The following is a 22,936-nucleotide window of genomic DNA, read 5'->3' as shown; positions in this document are numbered from 1 at the left end:
GTCAGAACCCCAGGATGGCACTCAGGTGGGCGTTGAGATCGCCCCGCTGTTCGGTGACGGAATTGCCGTTGAGCAGAACCCGCGCCACATCCAGGCGCAAGGTGAAGTCACGTCCCAGCGTATAGCGCAACCCGGCGCCGAAGCTGGCCAGCGTGAGCGTGGACGGCACCGTCGAGGCCGCAGTCACGTTGTTGTTGGCACCGCGCGCGGCATCGAAAAAACCCAGCAGACGCAGGTTGCCGCGCGCTTCGCTCTTGACCAGCAGATCCGGGGTATAGAGTTCGGCATTGACCACCGCACCACTGTCGGCGGCCACCGCGCGCTCGGTGAAGCCGCGCACGGTATTAGCCCCGGCCAGACCGAACTGTTCCACCGGCGGCAGCGCATGGGGAGAGACCTGCAAGCTGCTGGCCAGGCGTACCTGCCAGTCATTCTGGAAGACCTTGAACCAGCTTGCACCGCCCCGCACGATGATGAAATTGTCCATCGACTGGCGCGAACCGGTGAAGAGCGAATAACGGTCCGTCACCTGCAGCGCGTCGTTGCGGCGCGCCTCGCCGGTGGCCATGTTGCGGGCGATGCCAAGGTTGTAGTCCAGCACCTGTCCCACGCCCTGTTGCTGGGCGCTGTAGCTCACCGACAGCGGCAATGTGGAATACGGCAGGCAGGTATTGAGCGAGGCGCCATTGAGCAGACCGCCATTGATGTTGCAGCTGGAATCGACCTTCTTGTAGTCTGCACCGAAGACCAGCTTGCTGCTCCACTCGCCGCTGCGGGCAAAGTAGTGGTTCCAGCGCAGCGCATAGATTTCGCCGCGGCCGGTGATGTTGAGCGTGGAGTTGACCGCCAGCGTCTGGCCCGATGTGACGTTGGATTTGCCGTAGATGAAATCGAGGCTGTCACCCAGCCCATACATGGGCAGACGATAACCCAGCGAATACAGGTCGACCTTGGCCCCCGAGGGACTGTCGGGCGAGGTGGTGTAGGCCACCGTGGCCACATGGTCGCGGTTGAACAGGTTGGAGTGCTGCACGGCCACGCCGGTGCGCCATTGCCCGGTATCACGGTTGCCGCTGTTGTCGACGTTGAGCATCACGCGCAGGGGATTGTCATCCTTGACCGTGATGGCCGCATCGATCTGGTTGGTGGATTCGGAGGCGGTGAGCGTGACGTTGACCTGCTTGGCCGGATTGTCGTTGGCCAGTTGCACCGATTCGGAAATGCGCCGCAGGTTGGGAGCACTGCCCTCCACCAGCTGCGGAATGCTGGCGCGGATGTTCTGCTCGCTGAAATGGCGGTTGTCGCTCACCACCACCTTGCCCACCACCGTCTCGACCACCTGCAGGCGCACTACGCCGCCGGTCAGTTCCTGCTCCGGCACGCTGACCTGCACGGCGGTATACCCGGCACTGCGATAGGCGTTCTCCAGGGCTTCCAGCGCCTGCTGGATGTCGCCATAGACGCGGCCGGGGCCGCGGAAAGGCGTGACCGCTTCGTCGACCCTGGCCTGGGTCAGCAAGGTGTTGCCCTCCACCGCGAAGCGCGTGATGTCGAATCGTTCGTCGTTGCGGACTGGCGCGCTGCCCACCGCCACGGCGGAAGCCTGTGGTGCCGGCTGCGGCTGCGCCCACGCGGCGACGGCGCTGCCCAGCAGCGCCATCCCCATCAGAGAATGCCCAAAGCATCGTTTCATCGTCTCTGTGACCCGCCCCCCGGCGAGCCCTCCCAGTTTTCTTGTTGCGCAGCGCGGCGGCAAGCCACGCTGTCACTGCCACCCTCCCATCCGGCCAGCCGCCTGCACTGACGTCAGCACATGGATCGCGCGGACGCAATGCGTGGCCGGCACGCAGGTACCCGGACCACGGAAGCGAACAACAAGACGAAAAGGAACCCCTGAAGCAGATGCGCCCGGACACCGATATTCCACTTCTTGGAGGAGGGATCAATCGCGTCCGGCAGCGACGCCGCCTTGCCAGGCAACATCACTCTTGATGCTTGTAAAGTATACTGACTAGTCCTGACCGCGTCGACAAGAATCGCTGAAAAACCGCTTCCAGCGGGCGTTTGCGGCTGATTGCACAGCACTTGATTGCCACTCGGAAATGATTTGCGGTTTCAACATGCAAAGATTTTCGTGAAGTGCCAGCGGATGAGAACGTTTGTGCAAAACAAGTCACGCGGCGATCACACCGCGCTGATTTCCCCAGGGAAAATGCGGCGGACTGACCAGGTCTTTTTATTTGGTATCGAAGGTCGTCACGCCATCCCAATCGGCCGGCGGCGGCGACTGGCGATAGTGCGCAATACGCTCCAGGTAGAGCGCATAAAGTCCCCGCGCGTGCGCGGCCTGCAGCGCTTCGATGGCGGCCTGCGCCTCCTCCCAGCGCAGCGCGCGCACCAGCGCCAGCGCCGCATGCCATTGCTCGACTTCCGCGCGCAACCCGGCATCGAGTTCGCTCTCGACGGCCAGCGGCTCGAAGATCGGCACGGGTTCGTTCTTGCCCTTCACCCGCACCCGGTCCAATTCGCGATAGGCAAACTGCGGCGCGGCCTGGCGCGTGGCATCACCGACCATTACCCCCACCCCGTAGACCTTGGTGATCGACTCCAGGCGCGAGGACAAATTGACCGCATCGCCCATCACCGTATAGGCCTTGCGGATGCGCGAACCCATATCGCCCACGCGCATCTGGCCGCTGTTCAAGCCGATGCCGATCTTCAGCGGCGGCCAGTTGCGGCGCGTGAATTCCTCGTTGAGCAGCAGCGTGGTCTGCTGCATCTTCAATGCCGTGGCCACCGCGCGGGCGGCGTGATCAGGCACATCCAGGGGCGCGCCCCAGAAGGCCATCACGGCGTCGCCGATGTACTTGTCGAGCGTGCCGCGATTGCCACGGATATCTTCGGACATGGCGGTGAGATACATGTTGATGTATTCACGCAGCTCGTTGGGCTGCAAGCTTTCGGAGATGGTGGTGAACCCGCGCACGTCGGAAAACATCACGGTCAGTTCGCGGATCTCGCCTTCCATGTTGTAGCTGGCCGGATTGGCCGCCATTTCGGCCACCAGTTCCGGGGCCACATATTCGCCGAACAGGTTGACGATGGCCTTGCGGTTGCGATATTCGAACAGGTAGCCCCAGGCCAGATTGCTGATGAACAGCAGCGCCACCAGCAGCAGCGACGACGCCAGCGGCAGCACCAGGCCGGCGCTGTCATAGAGCCAGTAGTTGAGTCCACCCAAAGCGGCCGCCGTCCCCAGCGACAGCAGCACCGAGGCCAGCGGCCCCAGCGCGGGCAACATCAAACCCAGCAGCAGGCCGGCCAGCGCCACCTGCAAGCCGTCATAGCCCGCCGCGAAATCGGGGCGGGTCTTGAAATCATCATCGATGATGGACGCGATCAGGTTGGCGTGGATCTCCACCCCGGGATAGACCGGACTCACCGGCGTGGCCCGCAGGTCGTTCAGGCCAGGCACGGTGGTCCCGACCAGCATGATGCGGCCATCCAGCTTGTCGTGCGGATAGGTGCCACGGATCACGTCCACTGCCGGTACATAGCGATAGGCACCGCCCTGCGGTCCGCCACGTCCGCGATAGGTCACCAGCGTGGTCAGCCCGCGCTCCACCGGAATGATCAGCGGCTGGGGACGCGCCTCCACGGCGATGGCGGCGAGCGCATCGTAGGTCTCCTTCTGATTCCCCAGCAGTCCATCCGCGCCGGTCAGGAAGACCGGCTTGATGCGCTTGCCATCGACCGCCACCCGGGCCGTCGCCAAGGCCAGCGACTCATAGAAGTTGTCGCCATGCCGCGCCAGCAGCGAGACCGTGCGGATCAGCCCGTCATCATCGGGCACCGGGTTGAAGAAGCCACCGGCACGCGCCGCCGCTTGCAGCTGCGGCAGGTTGGCACCATAGGCGCGCCAGCGCACCACCTCCACATCGCGCCCGCCCAGGGCGGCCACGCTGAAGGCTGGCGGTGGCAACTGCCCCTTGATCACGGCCCCGCCCTCATTGGAGAAGGCATAGCCCATCACCACCGGCTGGCCCTGCAGGGCGGCGGCCAGGCGTGCGTCGTAATCCATCTGCGGCTTGAGCAGGCGCAATTGCTGTGCCAGTTGCGGCACGTCCTTCAACGGTCCGCGCGCGAGGTCTTCCAGACGGCCATAGCCGGAGGTGGTGTCGGGCTCGGCGAAGACCACGTCGAAACCGACTGACTGCGCCTGGTAGGCCTGCGTCATCTGCTCCACCAGCTTGGCCACCAGGTCGCGGCTCCAGGGCCAGCGGCCCAGCTCGTTGATGCTGCGCTCGTCGATATCGACGATGACGATGCGCGGATCCAGCGCCGGTTTGGCCACACGCATGCGCAAGTCATAGAAGAACAGGTCCATGCGCTCGACCACGCGATTGGGCAGCACACCCACCACCACCGCCTCGGCCAGGCCGATCAGCAACAGCGCCAGCAGCCAGCGCGCCCAGTACTTGGCGAAGGCGGTACGCAAACGACGCAACATGGACTTTCCCCCGATTCCTTTTTTGATTGGCTGCGATCATGCCACCAGTTGCCTGTGCCCACAATCGGCGCGGCACGCCGGGAGTTGCCACACGGCATGACCGCATGAATAGGGGAAATAAGCCGGGCGCGATGAACCGATGCGCAAAATGGGTTCTAATGATTTCCCGCCACCGATGAAGGAGCCCCGCATGCAGCCCATTCCAATGATCACCCTGCGCAATGGCGCGCAAGTCCCGGCCCTGGGCCAGGGCACCTGGAACATGGGCGAGTCCGCCGCGGCCGCCAGCACCGAGGTTCGCGCCCTGCAGGCCGGCATCGACCTGGGCATGACGCTGATCGATACCGCAGAGATGTATGCTGATGGCCAGTCCGAACGCGTGGTCGGCAAAGCCATCGCCGGCCGCCGCGAACAGGTCTATCTGGTCAGCAAGGTGTTGCCGCACAACGCCAGCGAGCGCGGCACCATCGCCGCCTGCGAGGCCAGCCTCAAGCGCCTGGGCACCGATCATCTGGATCTCTACCTGCTGCACTGGCGCGGATCGCATCCGCTGTCGGCCACCATCGCGGGCATGGAGACCCTGATGGCGCAGGGAAAAATTCGCGGATGGGGCGTCAGCAATCTCGACACCGACGACATGGACGAGCTGGCCGATGCGCCCGGTGGCGAGCAGGTGCTGTGCAATCAGGTGCTGTACAACCTCTCGCGCCGGGGGATCGAATATGACCTGCTGCCGCAGGCCGAACAAAGCGGCGTAGCCGTGATGGCCTATTCGCCCATCGAGCAAGGACGCATCCTCAAGCAGGCGGCCCTGAAGGCGGTCGCGCAGCGCCACGGCGTGACACCGGCGCAGGTGGCGCTGGCGTGGGTGTTGCGACGTCCCGGGGTGATCGCCATTCCCAAGGCCGCCGATGTCGCGCACGTGGAGGCCAACCGGGCCTGCCTGGCGCTGCATCTGAACGAAAATGACTACAGTGAGCTGGACGCGGCCTTTCCACCGCCACGGCGCAAGCAGCCGCTGGCGATGCTATGAACATGTCGCACCAAACCTGCCGTTCGACCTGAGTAGCCGCAGCGCGGCGTATCGAAGGCGCACCTGCCTTGTTACCGTAGCCACGCCTTCGATACGACCCTCGCGGGTCTACTCAGGACGAACGGTGGATGATGCCGCAATCGACGTTCAAGATTCAGGCGGCTGCTTCCATGGCTTGCAAGGCCTTTAGCAAGTAGCGCACGGCCGCCGGAATCGGCGCGATCACCGGCACCGAAAACCGCTGCGCCAGTGCCATCGCCGCCTGCCCCAACGGACCGCCGCCGATCACCACCGCCTCGGCACCATCGCGCTCCACGCAGGCGCGCACGGCTTGCGCCAGTGCCTCTACCAGTGCCTGCGGATCGGCCGCCAGCGCGCGCGGATCACCGGCGGTCAGACGAATGCCGGTGTAGAGCGCACCGACACCCGCCTGCTGCGCTTTTTCGCCAATCACATCAGCCAGCTCCGGCGTGACGGTGGCCACACCGAAGCGGCGTCCACCCTCGGCTGCTTCCAGCATCGACGCTTCACACAGCCCGGCGACGGGCCGGCCATCAAGCGCACGCAGGCGCTCAATACCAGGATCGCCAAAGGCGCTGATGATGCACCCGACGCTGTGCCGTCCGCCTTCGCGCCAGTTGCGCTCGACCTCCGCCCCCGCTGCCGCCAGTTCCACGGCATTGACGATCATCTCCGGCCCCTGCCGCGCGCCCACGCCGCTGAGGGCATATCCCGCTGGCAGCGAGGTGCGGGCAATGGCCACCATCATCTCGGTGGTGGCCTGGGAGGAATTGGGATTGATCAACAGGATATGCGGCATGCCAGACTCATGAAAAAGAAAATCAACTACGTGCAGCGACCGCCGGCACCACTGCCTCCGGCGCGGTCTCCTCCAGCGGTGCATCGGGCGACTTGCCATAGGTCTCGGGCACGGTGCGGATGGCAACAGTGAAGATGCCGTACATGGCGGCGATCATGCCGAACACGCCCGCCAGCCCGAAGGCATCGAACAGCCGGCCAGCGACCAGCGGCATCAGAGCACCCGCCGCCGTACCGGTGGCGAGGATGAAGGCGGTGCCGAAGGCGCGCACGCGGGTCGGATACAGCTCGGGCGCGAAGATCCAGATGGTGGTGTTGAGCAGCAGCACGAAGAACTGGAACACCGCACCCGCCGCCAGGATCAGCACGATGCTCTTGGCCAGGAAGCCGATCGCCAGCGCCGCCAGGCAGGCGCAGATCGCACCGGCGGTCAGCACGCGCTTGCGCGGCAGGTGGAATCCGAACACCGACGCGGCAATCGCCCCCAGCAGGCTGCCGCTCTGCATGACCATGGTGAACAGCAGGCTCTTGGAGATGGTGTAGCCCAGGCTCACCAGAATGGTCGGCATGAGCGTGAGCACCGAGATCTGCGCGCCATAGGTCATCCAGATGGCGATGCACAGCGGCAGCGTGCGCCGCGCCAGCGCGCCCTGGAAGATTTCCATGGAGCGCACCTTGGCCGGTGCGGCCTGCTGGCGGCTGCCATCGTCGCTGATCCAGTCACGGCCTTGCGGCGCCGGGCCGGAGAGCTTGCCGCTGGCCAATCGCGCCAGCACCTGATTGGCTTCGGCGATCTTGTTGCGGGAGAGCAGGAAACGCGGCGTCTCCGGAATGTAGCGGCGATAGAAGGCCCCCAGCAGTGCCGGCAGCATCAGGCAGAAGAACAGCCAGCGCCAGCTGTTTTCACCGGGAAAGAGGGTAAACACCAGCAGGCCGAAGGCCGGCGCCAGGAAATTGCCCATGCCGCCCGCGCCCACATTGACCAGGCCCACGGCGGTGCCACGGAACTTGCTGGAACAGAATTCGGCCAGCATGGTGACCGCAATGGCGATTTCACCGCCGAGACCGAAACCGACGATGGCTCGGCCCACAGCCATCACCGTCAGGTCCGGGGCCAGCGCGCAGATGCCGGCTCCCAGTGTGAACAGCAGCAGGTCCAGGCTCAGCATGACGCGCCGGCCATAACGGTCCGCCACGAGACCGGAGACGATGCGGCCGATGGCGGCGCTGGCGAAGGTGACCGTATTGAGCAGGCCGATGTCGGTCGCCGTCAGGCCCCACTGCTGCTTGAGCAGCGGGCCGACCAGGCCGATGGCGTTCTGTTCGAAGGCGTCGAACAGGCAGCCGATCAGAATCAGGAAGATGATGGTGTGATGCGAACGGGTCACCCCGATCTTGTCCAGCGCGCCGTCCAGTTCGGCCACGCGCGGCGAGTGCGGCAGGTCGGGCGATGAAAGTGTGGGTCCGGCCATGGTCTGCTCCTCTTGCGTTGGAAGGTCCAATGAGTGCTGCTCGGTATGTGCATCGGGTGATGCGAGGCTGGGAGACCACGGCCACCTGACCTTGCGGCCGTGAAACTACTGTAGTCCAGCATGCCCAGAAATGAAAGCTAGATTTCAATATATATTGTTTATTGAAATTGAGATTTCACTCATGCAGCTGCATTAGCAATCTGCGTGCCAGCCATTTTGGAGGGATGAAATCAGGATTTCAGGAGGAAATGACCGGCCGGGAACGCCCGGCATGCGCCGCAAGAGGGCAGGCAGCACGGTCGCCGCACCGGCGCGGGGCGGCACGCATGAAAATCGGGAGTCAGAAAATTGAAGTGCCTGAAATCACGATTTCAATATTGGAAGCAGGCAGTCGTCCGACATTCCAGCCCGGCAACTCAATCGAAGTCGCCCAGTTCCTCATGCTCCTGCTCCACTGCCGCCAGCCGCTTGCGTCCGGCGGCACCACTGGCTTCGATCACCAGGGTGGACAAGAGATCACACAGCGCCATCACGCCGACATGATTGTCCAGCGAGCCGGGACCGCGGCAATGTGCCTGCAGCGACCAGGTGGCCAAAGCATAGTCGGCCGAGGCCTGGTCGCTGATGTAGAGAAGATAACATCCGGCGCGCGTGGCGGCCTCCAGCAGGCGTTCCATCTGCCCGGTCTGGCGGCGCGTGCCGAAGACGATCACGCAATCGCGCTCGGACAGACCGGCAGTGTATTCCGCGAGGGTCTCGCCCGGCCCCGGCAGGCAGGTCACGCGCGGCAAGACCTGGATGATCTGCCAGCGCAGGTAGAGCGCAAAGGCCTGGCTGCTGCGGCTGCCGAAGATCAGCACCTGGGGCGCGTTGACGATGGCGCGGGCGATCTCGGCCAGGGTGGCGTCGGAGAGGCGCTCGAAGGTGGCCGCCAGGTTCTGCTGGGATTGCTGGAAGTGCGCCGCCACCGAACGCACCTGGCGCGCAGCGCCGGGGCTGCTGGCATGGAACAGCGGGGAGCCGGTCTCCTGTTCCTCGCGCACGTGGCGGCGCGCTTCCTCGTAGCTCTCGTAACCGACGCGGCGGATGAAGCGGCTCACGGTCGACGGCGACACGCCCGCCAGTTGCGCCAGCTCGTTGCCGGCATAGCTGGCCAGCTCGCCCGGGAACTCCAGCAGGAAGTCGGCCAGCTGGCGTTCGGTACTGGACAGTTCGTCGAGTTTGCTGCGCACGCGGCGCACGAAGGATTCGGCAGAAGGTTTCATGTCGGTGCGGGGCAGATCCGCGAGGCAGTTCAATGCGGGCGGTCGCGAAGCCGTGGCGGGCGATTTGCTTCATATCGCCTCAAACCCACGCGATCCGGACCGGGTCGCCGCATTGTATAGCAGCCAGGCCCTGCTGCGGCGTCAGCCGAACTTGCGTGCAGCGTCGATGGCCAGGCCGCTGCCGATGCTGCCGAACAGGTCGCCCTCCACATGCCGCGCCTGCGGTGCCAGCGCACTGATGCGTTCGCGCAGCAGGCGCACGCCGCTGGAACCGCCGGTGAAGAACACGCTGTCGATATCGTCGGCGCGCAGGCCGGCCTGCTGCAACAGCGCCAGCACGGTCTGCTCCACCGATTGCACCAGGTGATCGACGGCACCGTTGAAGTCGCTGCGCAGGAGCGGCAATCGCTCCGGCTGGCGCAGGCGGTCCAGGTCCAGCAGGGTCTGCTCGGCGCTGGAGAGCGCGATCTTGCCCGCCTCCACCTGCAGCGCCAGCCAGTGGCCGCAACGCTGCTCGACCACGTCCAGCAGGCGCGCAAAGCGCTCGCGGTCGGCCACTTCGCGCGCCACGTCCTGCAGTTGCTGCCAGGCCTTGCGGGTGTAGAGCTGGTTGATGGTGTGCCAGGTGGCCAGGTTGAAGTAATAGCTGGAGGGGATCTCGGCATTGCCCTGCAGGCGGCCGCCCAGGCCCAGCAGCGGCATCACGCAGGCCAGGCTGAAATACTTGTCGAAGTCGGTGCCGCCGATGTGCACGCCGCCATTGGACAGGATGTCCTCGCGCCGCTCGCTGCGCGCCGCGCGCTCGGGCGAGAGGCGCACCAGCGAGAAGTCGGAGGTACCGCCGCCGATGTCGACGATGAGTACCAGCTCTTCCTTGTCGATGCGCGACTCGTAATCGAAGGCGGCCGCAATCGGTTCGAACTGGAAGGCGATGTCCTTGAAACCGACATCGCGCGCGATCTCTTCGAGCGTATCCTGGGCCAGCTGGTCGGCGGCCGCATCCTCATCGACGAAGTGCACCGGACGGCCCAGCACCACCTTGGAGAACGAAGTCCCGGCCGCGCGTTCGGCGCGCTGCTTGAGTTCACCGATGAACTGCGAAAGCAGGCCACGATAGGGCAGCGCCCGGCCGCCCACTTCCGTCTGGCCATCGATGGCGCCGGAACCGAGCAAGCTCTTCAGCGAGCGCATCAGGCGGCCTTCGTAGCCAGCCAGGTATTCGCCCAGACCGGCGCGGCCATAGCTGAAGCTGTTCTCGTCGGCATTGAAGAACACCACCGAAGGCAGCGTGGCCTTGCCGTCTTCCAGCGGCAGCAGCAGGGAATCCCCGGCCTGCGGACGCATCCAGCCGACCGTGGAATTGGAGGTGCCGAAATCCACACCGCACGCGTTCGCCATCGATCACTCCTTCTTTTTGGGTCGGCAATCATATAGAAAAGGACGGTGCTTGTCTGCACGGCGTCATGGCGGCGTTTGAAGCAAACAACATGCCGCCGTGAAATCATTACCGATTCGGCAATGGCAGGATGACAAGCCAACGAAAAACGGCACCGCCGGGCAAGGCTGCCCGACGGTGCCGTCAGATCGAACCGGCTGAAAACGGCTGTGGAAAACTTAGAATTCCTGCGCCACCGGACGCAGCACCACTTCGCTGATATCCACATTGGCCGGCTGCTCGATGGCATAGGCAATCGCACGCGCCACCGAATCGGCCGGAATCTGGTTGGCCTCATACCAGGCCAGCAGGGCTTCCGAGGTCTCCTGGTCGCTGCTGTGGGTCTTCAGTTCGGAATCCACCGCCCCCGGGGAGATGATGGTGGTGCGCACACCGTCCGGTGCTTCGGCGCGCAGGCCTTCGGTCAGGGCGCGCACCGCGAACTTGGTGGCGCTGTAGACCGTGCCCATGCCGGCGAAGACCTTGATGCCCGCCACCGACGACACATTGATGATGTGGCCCGAGCCCTGCGCAGCGAAGCGCGGCAGCGCGGCGGCTACGCCATAGAGCACGCCCTTGACGTTGACGTCGATCATGCGGTCCCACTCTTCGACCTTGAGCTTGGCCATCGGGGCCAGCGGCATGATGCCGGCATTGTTGACCAGCACGTCGATGCGGCCGAAGTGCTGCTCACCCTTTGCGACCAGGGCTTCCACGTCGTCGCGGCGCGCCACGTCGGTGGTCACGGCGATGGCCTGGCCACCGGCGGCGGTGATGTCGGCCACCAGCTTTTCCAGACGATCGGTGCGGCGCGCACCGAGTACCAACTTGGCGCCCAGTGCAGCCAGGTGACGTGCGGTGGTTTCGCCCAGGCCGCTGCTGGCACCGGTGATGACGACGACTTTGTCCTTGATGTTGTTGCTCATGATGAATCCTTTCCAGTGATGGGGTTGGCTTGCGGTTGCTGCGTGTCGATGGAAGGATTATGGGTGCCGCCACTATGCCAAACAATGGAAATGATAAGATTACAGAATTCCATTTTCAGGAATCATCATGCTCAACCGACTGGAGATGCTGCGCATCTTCTGCGCTGCCGCCGACACTGGCAGCTTCAAGGAAGCCGCGATCCGGCTCGGCATTTCACCGCAAGCCGTCACCCGCGCCATCCAGGAACTGGAGCGCCTGCAGGGCGAGATGCTGTTCCATCGCAATACGCGCCAGGTGCGCATCACCAGTTTCGGCGAAGCGCTCGCCGAACGCGCACGCGAAAGCCTGCGTGATCTGGATGGACTCTTCGAAACGGAGGCCGCCAGCCCGGCCGACGAGATGAGCGGACTGGTGCGCCTGGCCGCACCGTCGGCACTGGGTCGCAGCCGCCTGCTGCCCATCGTGGAGCGACTGGCGCAGGCGCATCCCGGCTTGCGCTTCGACCTGCGCCTGACCGATCAGCGCGCCGACGTGGTGGGAGAGAAGATCGACATCGGCATCCGCGTCGGCACCGTGCCGGACAACCGGTTCGTGGTGCGGCGGCTGGGCAAGGTGCGCTTCCATGTGGTGGCCACGCCGCGCTTCCTGCGCCGCCATGGGGCCCCTGAGGACACCGAGACCCTGCGCGCCCTGCCCTGCACCGCCATGCTGGACCGGGGTACGGGCCGCCCCTGGCCCTGGCTGTTCGCGCAGGAGAACCAGTGGATGGCCGATCACGCCCGCTTCCTCTGCGATGATTCCGAGGGCGAATATTTATTGGTGAGAAGTGGCGTGGCCATCGGCCAGATCGCCGGGTTCCTGTGCGAGGACGACATCGCGGCAGGACGGCTGGTCCCCGTCATGACTGATCACGAACCCGATCCCTGGGACATGTACCTCTACCGCCCGCAACGCGGACCGGTGCCGCCGCGCCTGCGGCTGGTGTTCGATACGCTGGTGCGCGAATTCGCCGAGTGAATGTGCTGACTTACCAGCGGCAGTCGTGATCCATCAGCACTTCGGCACTGCCCTGTTCCTCGCGGTCGAAGTTGACCGGCATGTTGACCAGGAAGAAGCCGGTGCTGCCATCGGCAAAACGCGCCCCGGTCAGCAGCAGTGACTGCGAGGCCATGTTGTCGGCCGCATAGGCGCTGCGGGCAGCGGCCAGCTTGAAGGGGTCGTGCAGTGCCAGCGCATCGGCGGGCAGGCGCATGACCCAGTAGCGATGGCCTTCGAAATACCACGGCAGCCATTGCTGCAAAGGGTCACCCCGGTGATCGTCGAGGCTGGCCGCCACATCGCGGCGCATGCAGTCGATGTGCAGATGCAGGTGCAATTGCGAACGGCCGGCCGCCGAATTGATTTCAATACCCAGCTGTTCATCGGAGAGCGGACGGCCCAGGGCCTGCGCCACACGCCCGCGCTGCTCCCATGCATAAGCCCAGTAGTTGGGCGCATCCGGCGCCAGCAACTCCGGACTTTCGATGCCGGTCAGGCGACGGGTCGGCATGAGCAGGTATTGCGCGGGACCGACCAGATCCTTGAGCACCACGAAGCCGCGCGCCAGATCGACCATCACGCATGGCTGCGGCTGGCCGGTGGACTGCATGTTGGGCAGGCATTGCTGGCTGGTGATTTCCCACAGCTTGTGGGGATCGGCGGCCCGGGCCGGACTGGCCGACAAGGCGCAGGCACCCAGCAACAGTGAACACAGGAAAGCGGCGCGGGAAGAAAAAAGGGAAAGCAGTCGCATCGAAACCATCCGGGACAATGAGCTGCAAGGCGGCAGGCAGTCAGCGCCGCAGCGAGGCCGTGAGATTAACGGCCCGGTATGTCCGCAGCATGACAGCCGTATGACGGGGGGGGGAGATTACTTGTCGCGCGTGGCTTGCACCAGGCACTTGGAGAGCTTGTCGAAATGCAGCCAGGCAGCCTGGCTCAGCTCGACCTGCTTGCGGCGCGGATCTTCGGTATCGGCCAGCACGATCCAGCCCTTCTCGCGCATGGATTTCAGGCGCGCATGCAGCATCGCGGGCGATCCGAATTCGCTTTGCGCCATCAGGTCACGCACCGACAGGCGTTGCTGCTCCTGCCCGGCACGGGCGATGAAAGCCAGGATCCGGTCTTCGAGCGGATCCAGCGTAGCCAGTGACGGCAATCCCCCGGAGTGCTTCGGCCAGTTGCAGAAATCTCAGGTAGATATCCGCCGGCCGCTTGTTTTTACCCATATGGCGATGGTGTTGGTTGTTGTCTTGCAAGTCAGGAACGCGTTACGTACGGAGCGCGCGTAACACGCGCGCGCGACATCGTTCCAGAATTGATAGCGAATCATACGCCGGGCCTGCCGGAAAGTGCAAACTTTACCGTCTTGGCCGGCAGCAATTCGTCCATCGGGCCCGTTTGCGCGTTGATTTGCGAGGCTGGCGCGCCACACTGCTGAAAATTGTTGAGGTGCAGCGCCCCGCCGCATTGGGTAACATACGCGCCGTTCCGCATGTCCCAGCCTCCCCTCGCCATGCAAGCCTCGCCCGACCATCGTTCCGTCCTGCGCACCCACCTGGCCGCCATCGCCGGCACGGCGCTGTGCTATTTCCTGTTCTATTCGATCAACGAATGGCTGTTCCGGCGCACCCAGTTCACCGAGGGCATCGCCTGGATCTACCTGCCCGCCGGCGTGCGCCTGATCTGCACCCTGCTCTTTGCCGAGGCCGGCTGCGTGGGCCTGCTGGTGGGCTCCCTGGCCACGGCGGCCACCTATCAACTGTTCCCGCATGACCTCATCGCTGCCGCCGGCTACTGCCTGATCTCGGCCGGCGCCCCCTACCTGGCCTACCGCCTCACCCTCTCCGGCATGGACCTGGGGCGCAACCTGGGCAACCTCAACACCACCCGGCTGATGGCCTGCATCCTGCTCTATGCGCTCTCCAATCCGCTGTTCCAGCTGATCTGGTTCGTCATGCGCGGGGTCTATCCGGATTTCTGGAGCGGCCTGATCGTCATGTCCATCGGCGATCTCTCGGGCTCGCTGATCGTGGTCTACCTGTGCAAGCTGCTGCTGTCCATGCTGCCCCGCATGCCCGTGCCACGGCGCTGATGGCAGGCCGCACGCTGTCGCCGGCAGGCGTCAGCCGCTGGCACACCTGCGGACTTGCGGATAACCCCAGGCAACATTTTCTTCACTCGGGTTAACGCAAACCGGCATGGTGTAATACGCACGACACATTTCCTCGCTACGCTGCGCATCGCTATAAAAACTATAGCGCTACAAATCGTATAACGAAGCTTCGAGGAGTGTGGCATGCGCAGTTGGGACGAACCCAAAAAACGGAAGGCCCGCGTCGAGATCATCCCGATGATCGACGTGATGATGTTCCTGCTGGTCTTCTTCGTGCTGATCAGCCTGAACGTGATTCCGGCCTTGGGCCTGAAGACCCAGCTGCCCAGTTCGTCCACCGCCCAGGATCTGAAACCGCAGACCAAGGCCGTCATCACCATCGCCAAGGAAGACGTGATCCAGGTCGATGGCGAGAACACCACCCTGGACGCCCTCACCGCCCGCCTCGACAAGCTGCGCAAGGATGGCGAGAAACTCAATCTCATCATCAACAGCGACCGCGGCGTGGAAGTGCAGCGCCTGGTCGACGTGATGGATACGCTCAAGAAGGGCGGCTTCGATTCCATCTCGATTGCCACCCGCAAGCAGTGATGATGAACGTTCCCATCCTCTTTCGTTTCCGTGAGCCGCTGGCCACGCTGCCCTCGCTGGTGGTACTGGCCGTGCTGATCCTGGCCGGCGTGCAGAAAGTGACCGAACTCAAGCGCAAGGAAGATCCGCAGCCGGTGCAAATCTCGCTGACGGAAATACCGCCGCCTCCGGTGCCGCAACCCAAGCCTCAAGTGGAACCGCAGCCCAAGCCGGTGGAGCCGCCGAAGAAACAGGAAGCACCCAAGCCCGTGGCCAAGCCGGCTCCGGTCAAGCAAGCGCCGGCCCCGGTGGACCCGGCACCGCCCTCGGCCACCGCACCGATCCTGCCGGCCACGCCGCCGCAACCCAGCGCTCCGGCCGCACCTCCGGTGCAGTCCGCGCCGGTGGCCCCGCCGTCGCCGCCGCCGGCCAACACCGCCAACATCGAGCAGACCTACGTCGGCCAGTTGCGCGCACATCTGAACAGCATCAAGCGCTATCCGACCGGACGCGAAGCCAGCACCCTGCGCCCGCAAGGCAAGGTGCGCGTGTGGTTCGTGTTGAAGCGCGATGGCAGCGTGGTCGACAGCGGCATCGAGAGTTCATCGAACTCCATGCTGCTCGATGATGCCGCCCGCAAGACCATCAATCGCGCCGCCTTCGCGCCCTTCCCGGAAGACAGCTACAAGGGCGAGAGCACGCACCGGTTTACCGCCGATCTGGAATTCATTCCCGTCTGACGCGGCCCGCTGCAGAACGCAGGGGGCGCGCACCGGGCGCAACGATTTCGACACGCAGTTCAACAAACCCAGGGGAACACGACATGCAATGCAAACTCACCCGGCTGTCCTTGCTGATATCCGGGCTCTTCATGGCAGGCGCACCGGCCTTCAGCTTCGCCCAGTCCACCACCACTGACGTCGGCACCGTGACCGTGCAGGGCGGCGGCAGCGCCAGTGCCGGCACGGCGGCGGCCACCGGCCTGATCCAGGCGGAAGATTCGCCCAAGGCGCGCAGCTCGGTCAACCGTGACTACATCGAGAAGCAATCGCCCACCGGCACGCCCTACCAGATGATCAACCTGCTGCCCGGCGTGAACACCTACGACAACGACGGCTCGGGCCTGTTCGGCGGCAACATCCGCGTGCGCGGCTTCAACAGCGACCAGCTGGGCTTCACCATCAACGGCGCACCGGTCAACGACTCCGGCAACTTCGCGGTCTATCCGCAGGAGTACACCGAGCCCGACAACCTGTGCAACATCTTCGTGACCCAGGGTTCCACCGATACCGAAGCGCCTCACGTGGGCGCCACCGGCGGCAACATCGGCATGACCTTCTGCGCACCGGAAGACCAGCAGCGCATCCGCGTGACCAATGCCTTCGGCTCCAACAGCCTGTGGAAGCGCTATGTGCGCTTCGACTCGGGCAAGCTGCTGGACAACAAGTTCAAGTTCTTCATCTCGTACTCCAAGACCACTGCCGACAAGTTCAAGGGACCGGGCGGCGCCATCAAGGATCACGTCGACATCGGCACCAACTTCGACCTGGGCCAGGGCAGCTTCATCAACGCCAACCTGCTCTACAACCGCCAGCTCAACAACAACTACCGTTCGCTGACCAAGACCCAGATCGCCCAACTGGGCCGCAATGCCGACTTCGGCAGCACCATTCCGCAGCACCAGCCCGCAGTGGCCGGTACCGCGCAGAACGACACCACCTATGCACCCAACGTTGCGGCCAACATCGCCAACAACGCTTACTACGCCTACAACCTCAATCCCTTCGAGAACTGGCTGGGCACCATCAATGCGCACTTCCAGCTGAGCCCGACCTCCAGCCTGGATATCGATCCCTACTTCTGGTACGGTTTCGGCACCGGCGGCAACCAGCTGCAGACCGTGCGGGAAGGCGGCGTGACCGGCGCCAGCCAGCTTGGTGGCGGCGCACGCGACGTCAACGGCGACGGCGATCGTCTCGATACGGTCTACGCCTACGAAGGCAGCCGCACCCGCACCTATCGTCCGGGCGTGACCTTCAAGTTCAACCAGCAGCTGGACAACCACCGCATCCTGGCCGGTTACTGGGTCGAGCGCGCCCGTCACCAGCAGACCGGCCCCTTCAGCCGCGTGGACAACAACGGCAACATCGCCGACCTGTGGCAGGACAATTCGGACCAGTGGCTGCGCAATGCCGATGGCTCCATCTTGCAGTACCGCGACACCATGACCGTCAGCACGGCGCAGTCGATCTTCCTGCAGGACAGCATCAGCATGATGAACGACAAGCTCAACGTGCAAGTCGGCGGCCGCTACTCCTCCATCGACCGCGACTTCACCAACTACCCGAGCACCGGTTCCACCAGCGGCACCAACAGCTATTCCAGCGCCGGCTACTACAAGGTCAAGAAGAACTACGCCGACTTCCTGCCCAGCCTGGGCGTGCGCTTCCAGCTCGATGAGAAGCAGTCGGTGTTCTTCAACGCCGCCAAGAACTTCAAGGCACCGGGCAACTTCTCCTACTTCGGCCTGCTCTCGGGCGGCACCATCGTCAACGGCCAGCTGGTCGGGGCGACCCAGCGCGAAGTGCCGGTGGACAAGGAAACCTCCTGGAACTATGACCTCGGCTACCGCTACAACACCGAGAAGTGGATGGCCTCCGGTTCGCTGTTCTACATCGATTATCACAACCGCATCGCCAGCGCCTACAACCCGGACACCAACAACAAGACCGACTACAACGTCGGCGACGCCAGCTCGCACGGCCTGGAACTGGAAACCGGTTACGCCTTCACCCGCAACCTGTCGATGTATGGCTCGCTGTCCTACATCAAGAGCAAGATGAAGCAGGACCTGCGCAACAGCTCGACCCAGTTCCTGCCGACCTCGGGCAAGGAATTCCCGGATACGCCGAACTGGCTGTCGGGCCTGTCGCTGCAATACCAACAGGATGGCTGGTACGTGTTCGGCCAGGCCAAGTACACCGGCCGCCGCTACACCACCCTGGTCAACGACGATGCACTGGGTGGCTACACCCTGTTCAACGCCGGTGCCGGCATGACCTTCGCGTCCACCACCTGGCTGAAGAAGCCGACCGTGCGCCTGAACGTCTACAACCTGTTCGACAAGCAGTACCTCAACCTCAACGGCGGCAGCGGCAGCCAGTTCACCACCAACGCAGTGGCGGTCAACGGCATCCCTGGCACCGATCCATCGCTCTACATCGGTGCCCCGCGCACCTTCACCGTCACCCTGACCGCGGATTTCTGATCGCGGCCTGAACCGGGCGGCCCGCACCTGCAACACGGGCCGCCCATCACTGCAAGAGAGGCAAGCATGAACATGCAACTACTCCACGAACTGGCCTTCTACCTGATGTACGCCTGCGCGGCGCTGGCCATTTTCGTCATCGTCGAACGCGGCCTGTTCTTCGGCTACACCATGCGCCAGGCCACGGGCCTGGAGCGCGCCATGACGCACGCGGTCCAGCATCTGCAGGAACTGCCGGCCGAACTGACCACCCGTCCCAGCCTGCCGCTGGCCCTGGTGTCGGACATCCTGGCCGAGAAGCATCACCTGCATACCGAGAAGGACCTGGAAGATTTCAGCGAGTCGGTCTACATTGCCAAGCGCGGCGAAGTGCAGCAGCGCCTGTGGATCCTCGATACCATCGTGACCGCTGCGCCCCTGCTGGGCCTGCTCGGCACCATCCTCGGCATCATCGACACCTTCAAGGCACTGGCGGTGCAGGGCGTGTCGGACCCGGGCCAGGTGTCGCAGGGCATCGGTACCGCGCTGTATGCGACGGCACTGGGCATCGGCATTGCGGTGGTCGGCATGTTCTTCTTCAACCTGTTCCAGGAACGCATCGAGCGCATCAACGATCATCTGAAGGTCCTGATGCTGCGCGCCTGCGTCGGCCGCCTGAACCCGCAGCCGCAACACAGCCCGCAACCGCAGGGCAAGCTGCACATCGCCTGAGCGCCACACTGACTTCTCCCTTGCCGACATCATGACCCTCGTGCCACGCCGTCTTCTGCTTCGTCTCGCTGCCGCCTTCGGGCTGGTTCTTTCGCTGGCCACACCGGTCCGGGCCGAATTCGCCATTCCCGGCTTCGAACTGGTCCACACCGTGCCGCGCGAAACCACGCTGGCCACGCCGGATCTGCGCGATGCGGCCGTGGTGTGGAAGGAAATGTTCGACAGCGCGCAGCGCGAGATCGTGTTCGGCCAGTTCTACGTGGCCGGGCAGGATGGCGAGGCGCTCGATGACATCATGGCGCACCTGGAGGCGGCCGGACGGCGCGGCGTGAAGATCCGCTTCCTGATGGAAAAGAAGGGCGAGTTCGCCTCGGTCCCGGCCACCATCGAGAAGCTCAAGCGCATCCCGAATCTGGAATTCCGCCAGATCGATTATTCCCGCATGACCGGCAACGGCATCATCCACGCCAAGTATTTCGTGGTCGATGGCCGCAGCGCCTATGTGGGCAGCCAGAACTTCGACTGGCGTTCGTTCTCGCACATCCATGAGACCGGATTGAAGATCACCGACCCGGCCGTGGCAGCGCAGGTGCAGGCCATCTTCGAAATCGACTGGGCGGCGCAGGCGGCCATCGCCGCAGGACAAACCCCGGTCATGACCAACCGCAGCGTGGTCCCGGCCGATGTGGCGCGCGGCAATTACCTCGTGGCCAGCCCGAATGCCTACAACCCGCCCGGCGTGGGCGATTCGCAAAGCGAACTGGTACGCCTGATCGGAGAAGCGCAACAGGAAGTGCGGGTGCAGTTGCTGGACTATGCGCCGCTCTCCTATGGTCCCAACCACACCCGGCCCTATTACGCCGTGATCGATGATGCCCTGCGCGCAGCGGCCACGCGCGGCGTGAAGATCAAGCTGATGGTCTCCAACTGGAACACCGAGGCCCCCGCCATCCGCTACCTGCAAAGCCTGGCGGTGCTGCCCAACGTGGAGATCCGCATCGTGACCCTGCCGCAGGCCAGCAGCGGTTTCATCCCCTTCGCCAGAGTGATCCACACCAAAGCCGTGAGCATCGATGGCAAGGTGGCCTGGGTCGGTACCAGCAACTGGGCCGGCGGTTATCTGGACAACTCGCGCAATCTGGAAGTGGTGCTGCATGACGCGGCCATGGCACAACGCGTGGCAGCCCTGCATGAGCAGACCTGGAGTTCGCCTTATGCCCAGCCCATCGACGTACTGAAGGTTTATCCCAAGCCGGCCAAGGGCAAGCCTTAGGACCTCTTCACCAGCTTGGCACTCAGGGTGCCAGGCCCATCATCTGCCTGGCCAGTCCCACCAGGTCGAAGACCGGACGCCCGGTGCGCTGTGCGATGAGGCCCGCCACCGGCGGCATGTTGGTGCATTCAAGCAGGATGGCACGCACCTGGGGTTGGGTGGCGACCAGCTGATCGGCGGCCGCCACCATCTCGGCATGCACCCGATCCATATCCCCCTCGGGCTGATTGCCCACGATGACGCGCGCGAATTCAGACTCCACCGGCATGCCCACGATGGGCGACTCCATGCTGCCCCCCAGCGCAGCCAGGTGCGCCGCACCGAGACTGGCACCGGACGCCGTCAGGATGCCGACATGGCGCGCACCGCCGAAGGCGTGATACAGCGTGGGCAACCAGCACAGGCTGGAACTGGCAAACGGAATCTCCAGCGCTGCCGCGATGGTCTGCTGATGCAGCGCCAGGAAACCGCAACTGGTCACGATGGCCTTGCAGCCGTCCGCCTGCAAGGCCTGCGCCGCAGTGACAAAGTCATCCACCATGCCGCTGGCCCGTTCGAAGATCACCTTCTGGGGTGAGGCCCGGCTGACCTTGCGCAAGCGCACCGGGAAAGGAAAGGTCGCGGGATTGCCGATATCGCCCACGGGACGCGGAAAAACGGTATCGAGCATGACGATGCCAAGCATGCGTGGCCTTTGAAAAAATCGGAAGGAATGCCCGGCATTCTAACCAAACCCGGGCAAAACGCCTGCTATGCGCCACCCACGGCCAGCGGATCCTTACCCATGGCCTTGATCCACGAATAGACCGGCGGACATTCATCGACGATGGATTCGGAGACGATATCGATGAGCACCGGCCCCTCGCTGGCAAAGGCTTCATCCAGTGCAGCGACCAGTTCTTCGGCATTGGCCGCACGCAAGCCCTTGAGGCCGAAGCCCTGCGCAATGCGCGCCACATCCAGCCGGGTGAAATCGACCGAGAGATATTGCGCATCGTTGTGCAGCTTCTGCAGCGCCTTGATCCATCCGAAACAGCCATTGTTGAAATGCAGCAGCACGGCAGGTACCTGCAGGCGGGTCAGCGTTTCCAGTTCGCCGCAGGACATCGAGAAGGAGCCATCGCCAAACAGGCCGATGGGCCGCACGTCGGGCCGCGCCAGCCAGGCACCGACCACCGCCGGAATCGCGTAGCCCAGTCCGCCGAAAGCACGCGGGATCACCAGCCGCGAACCATCGCCGGGCAGGCGCAGATAACGCGTCATGTGCGGCGTAGGCGTGCCGGCGTCGGAGACCATGACCGCACGCGGCGGCAGCCGGCGGTTCAATTCGTGGACTACGCGCTGGGGCTTGAGCGGCAGTGCATCGCTGTGCAAATCCGCCTGGGCCTGCTCCCAGAATCGACGCCGCATGCCGTTGAGTTCAGCATTCCACGCACGCGGTTCGTGCTGCGTCACCAGCGGCAGCAGATCCTGCAAGACCGAACGGACGTCGCCGGCGATGTTGAGATCGTTGCGACCGGTATTGCCCAGTACTGCCGGGTCGATATCGACCTGCACGCGCTGGCGTTCCTGTTGATGGCTGGGGAAGGTCCAGCCGATGGTGACCACCGATCCCATCTTGCAACCGAGGTAAACCAGCAGATCGCTCTCCTCGACCGCCCGTGCTGCATGGGGATGGAAGCCATTGTCGCCAATGACACCGAGCGCCAGCGGGTGCTCGTCCGGCACCGCCCCCTGACCGGTGATGGTGGTGACCACGGCGGCGTCGATCTTCTCTGCCAGGGCCAGCAGGGCTGCCCCGCCATCGGAATGCATCACCCCGCCGCCGGCCACCAGCACCGGGCGGCGCGATGCGTCGAGCAACGCGGCCAGCTGCCGCACCAGATCCGCATCGGGACGCATGGGAAAGGCCGGGAAGCGCCGGCACTCAGGCTCGGCGTAAATCTCGTCCGGCGTACTGGCCGAGGCGTGGGCCAGGATATCTTCGGGGAAGGTCAGGTGCACCGCGCCCGGACGACCCGATGTGGCGGTACGGAAGGCGCGCCTGACTGCCTCCGGAATCTTGGCCGTGGTCTTGACCTGAAAGGACAGCTTGCACACCGGTTCGAACAGCTTGGCGTTGTCCAGCTCGGTGATCATGCCGCGACCTTCGCCCTTGAGGGGAATATCGTTGGTCAGCAGGATCAGCGGAATGGAAGAACTGTTGGCCTCGGCCATGCCGGGCAGGGAATACATGGCACCGGCACCGCTGGGGCACTCGGCCACGCCGGGCTTGCCGCTGTAGCGCGCATAGGCGTCGGCCATGTAGAGCGCCGAGCGCTCGTCGCGTGCCATCACGTGGCGCACCTTGCCGGAGCGGTTCAGGGCTTTGTAGAAAGCCACATTGGTATCGCCGGGCACGCCGAAGATCACTTCCACGCCGTATTCTTCCAGCAGTTTCACGAGGACATCTGCACCAGTCATGTTTTCTCCGTTTCGGTAGGGGTAAGGGTTGCCTTG

At 64.2% G+C, this 22,936-nt stretch carries 18 protein-coding genes and 1 pseudogene; 8 read left to right on the top strand and 11 right to left on the bottom strand.

The features are described 5' to 3' along the window. Window position 1: 1 nt before the first annotated feature. Together ACWFUC_RS06530 and ACWFUC_RS06525 are read right to left on the bottom strand one after the other, a co-directional pair. Window positions 2-1,693 carry a ShlB/FhaC/HecB family hemolysin secretion/activation protein gene (locus ACWFUC_RS06530; RefSeq protein WP_489637509.1) on the bottom strand — a complete coding sequence of 564 codons (1,692 nt, stop codon included), beginning with the start codon at window positions 1,691-1,693 and terminating at the stop codon, window positions 2-4. A gap of 543 nt (window positions 1,694-2,236) precedes the next feature. Further along, window positions 2,237-4,510, bottom strand: a complete 2,274-nt coding sequence (locus ACWFUC_RS06525; protein ID WP_489624423.1) for a CHASE2 domain-containing protein — start codon at window positions 4,508-4,510, stop codon at window positions 2,237-2,239. A 190-nt stretch (window positions 4,511-4,700) separates the two neighbouring features. Here ACWFUC_RS06525 and ACWFUC_RS06520 point away from each other — a divergent pair, with 190 nt between their 5' ends. Then, window positions 4,701-5,543, top strand: coding sequence for an aldo/keto reductase (locus ACWFUC_RS06520; protein ID WP_489624422.1), 843 nt, complete (start codon window positions 4,701-4,703; stop codon window positions 5,541-5,543). A gap of 154 nt (window positions 5,544-5,697) precedes the next feature. Here ACWFUC_RS06520 and ACWFUC_RS06515 read toward each other — a convergent pair whose 3' ends face one another. The 5 genes from ACWFUC_RS06515 to ACWFUC_RS06495 all read right to left on the bottom strand — a co-directional run bounded on the left by ACWFUC_RS06515 (window position 5,698) and on the right by ACWFUC_RS06495 (window position 11,460). Beyond that, window positions 5,698-6,363, bottom strand: a complete 666-nt coding sequence (locus tag ACWFUC_RS06515) for an aspartate/glutamate racemase family protein (protein WP_489637508.1) — start codon at window positions 6,361-6,363, stop codon at window positions 5,698-5,700. Between the two features lie 22 nt (window positions 6,364-6,385). Then, window positions 6,386-7,834 carry an MFS transporter gene (locus ACWFUC_RS06510; RefSeq protein WP_034330466.1) on the bottom strand — a complete coding sequence of 483 codons (1,449 nt, stop codon included), beginning with the start codon at window positions 7,832-7,834 and terminating at the stop codon, window positions 6,386-6,388. A 416-nt stretch (window positions 7,835-8,250) separates the two neighbouring features. Next, the gene (locus ACWFUC_RS06505; RefSeq protein ID WP_489624421.1) at window positions 8,251-9,099 is read right to left on the bottom strand and encodes a MurR/RpiR family transcriptional regulator; all 849 of its coding nucleotides are present in this window, start codon (window positions 9,097-9,099) and stop codon (window positions 8,251-8,253) included. Window positions 9,100-9,240: 141 nt separating this feature from the next. Next, complete coding sequence (locus ACWFUC_RS06500) at window positions 9,241-10,497, bottom strand: Hsp70 family protein (RefSeq protein ID WP_489624420.1); 1,257 nt, start codon at window positions 10,495-10,497, stop codon at window positions 9,241-9,243. A gap of 216 nt (window positions 10,498-10,713) precedes the next feature. Next, the gene (locus tag ACWFUC_RS06495; protein WP_489635281.1) at window positions 10,714-11,460 is read right to left on the bottom strand and encodes an SDR family oxidoreductase; all 747 of its coding nucleotides are present in this window, start codon (window positions 11,458-11,460) and stop codon (window positions 10,714-10,716) included. A gap of 127 nt (window positions 11,461-11,587) precedes the next feature. On the opposite strand from ACWFUC_RS06495, the gene ACWFUC_RS06490 reads away from it, so the two are divergent. Next, window positions 11,588-12,478, top strand: a complete 891-nt coding sequence (locus tag ACWFUC_RS06490; protein ID WP_489624418.1) for a LysR family transcriptional regulator — start codon at window positions 11,588-11,590, stop codon at window positions 12,476-12,478. Between the two features lie 10 nt (window positions 12,479-12,488). On the opposite strand, the gene ACWFUC_RS06485 is transcribed toward ACWFUC_RS06490, so the two are convergent. Beyond that, entirely contained in the window at window positions 12,489-13,253 is a 765-nt protein-coding gene (locus tag ACWFUC_RS06485) for a CDP-diacylglycerol diphosphatase (RefSeq protein ID WP_489624417.1), read from the bottom strand. 117 nt (window positions 13,254-13,370) lie between these two features. After that, window positions 13,371-13,728 (bottom strand): annotated as a pseudogene (locus ACWFUC_RS06480) (helix-turn-helix domain-containing protein). A gap of 266 nt (window positions 13,729-13,994) precedes the next feature. On the opposite strand from ACWFUC_RS06480, the gene ACWFUC_RS06475 reads away from it, so the two are divergent. From ACWFUC_RS06475 to ACWFUC_RS06450, 6 genes are all read left to right on the top strand, one after another. After that, a complete protein-coding gene (locus ACWFUC_RS06475) occupies window positions 13,995-14,594 on the top strand; it encodes a hypothetical protein (RefSeq protein WP_489624416.1) in 600 nt (199 codons plus the stop codon). 204 nt (window positions 14,595-14,798) lie between these two features. Continuing rightward, window positions 14,799-15,206 carry an ExbD/TolR family protein gene (locus ACWFUC_RS06470; protein ID WP_034330477.1) on the top strand — a complete coding sequence of 136 codons (408 nt, stop codon included), beginning with the start codon at window positions 14,799-14,801 and terminating at the stop codon, window positions 15,204-15,206. After that, complete coding sequence (locus ACWFUC_RS06465; protein WP_134221115.1) at window positions 15,206-15,925, top strand: energy transducer TonB; 720 nt, start codon at window positions 15,206-15,208, stop codon at window positions 15,923-15,925. The genes ACWFUC_RS06470 and ACWFUC_RS06465 overlap by 1 nt, the downstream gene beginning before the upstream one ends. 83 nt (window positions 15,926-16,008) lie before the next feature. After that, a complete protein-coding gene (locus tag ACWFUC_RS06460) occupies window positions 16,009-18,453 on the top strand; it encodes a TonB-dependent receptor (RefSeq protein ID WP_134135720.1) in 2,445 nt (814 codons plus the stop codon). A gap of 66 nt (window positions 18,454-18,519) precedes the next feature. Continuing rightward, a complete protein-coding gene (locus ACWFUC_RS06455) occupies window positions 18,520-19,164 on the top strand; it encodes a MotA/TolQ/ExbB proton channel family protein (RefSeq protein ID WP_039787660.1) in 645 nt (214 codons plus the stop codon). Window positions 19,165-19,195: 31 nt separating this feature from the next. After that, window positions 19,196-20,437, top strand: a complete 1,242-nt coding sequence (locus tag ACWFUC_RS06450) for a phospholipase D-like domain-containing protein (RefSeq protein ID WP_489637507.1) — start codon at window positions 19,196-19,198, stop codon at window positions 20,435-20,437. A 22-nt stretch (window positions 20,438-20,459) separates the two neighbouring features. Here ACWFUC_RS06450 and ACWFUC_RS06445 read toward each other — a convergent pair whose 3' ends face one another. Together ACWFUC_RS06445 and ACWFUC_RS06440 are read right to left on the bottom strand one after the other, a co-directional pair. After that, window positions 20,460-21,122, bottom strand: coding sequence for an aspartate/glutamate racemase family protein (locus ACWFUC_RS06445; RefSeq protein WP_209533758.1), 663 nt, complete (start codon window positions 21,120-21,122; stop codon window positions 20,460-20,462). Between the two features lie 65 nt (window positions 21,123-21,187). Then, window positions 21,188-22,900: a thiamine pyrophosphate-binding protein gene (locus ACWFUC_RS06440; protein ID WP_039787653.1), complete on the bottom strand. Its 1,713-nt coding sequence runs from the start codon at window positions 22,898-22,900 to the stop codon at window positions 21,188-21,190. Between the last annotated feature and the right edge of the window lie 36 nt (window positions 22,901-22,936).

It is taken from the genome of Herbaspirillum sp. Her4, from assembly GCF_057961335.1.
This window is presented reverse-complemented; position numbering and strand designations above follow the sequence as displayed.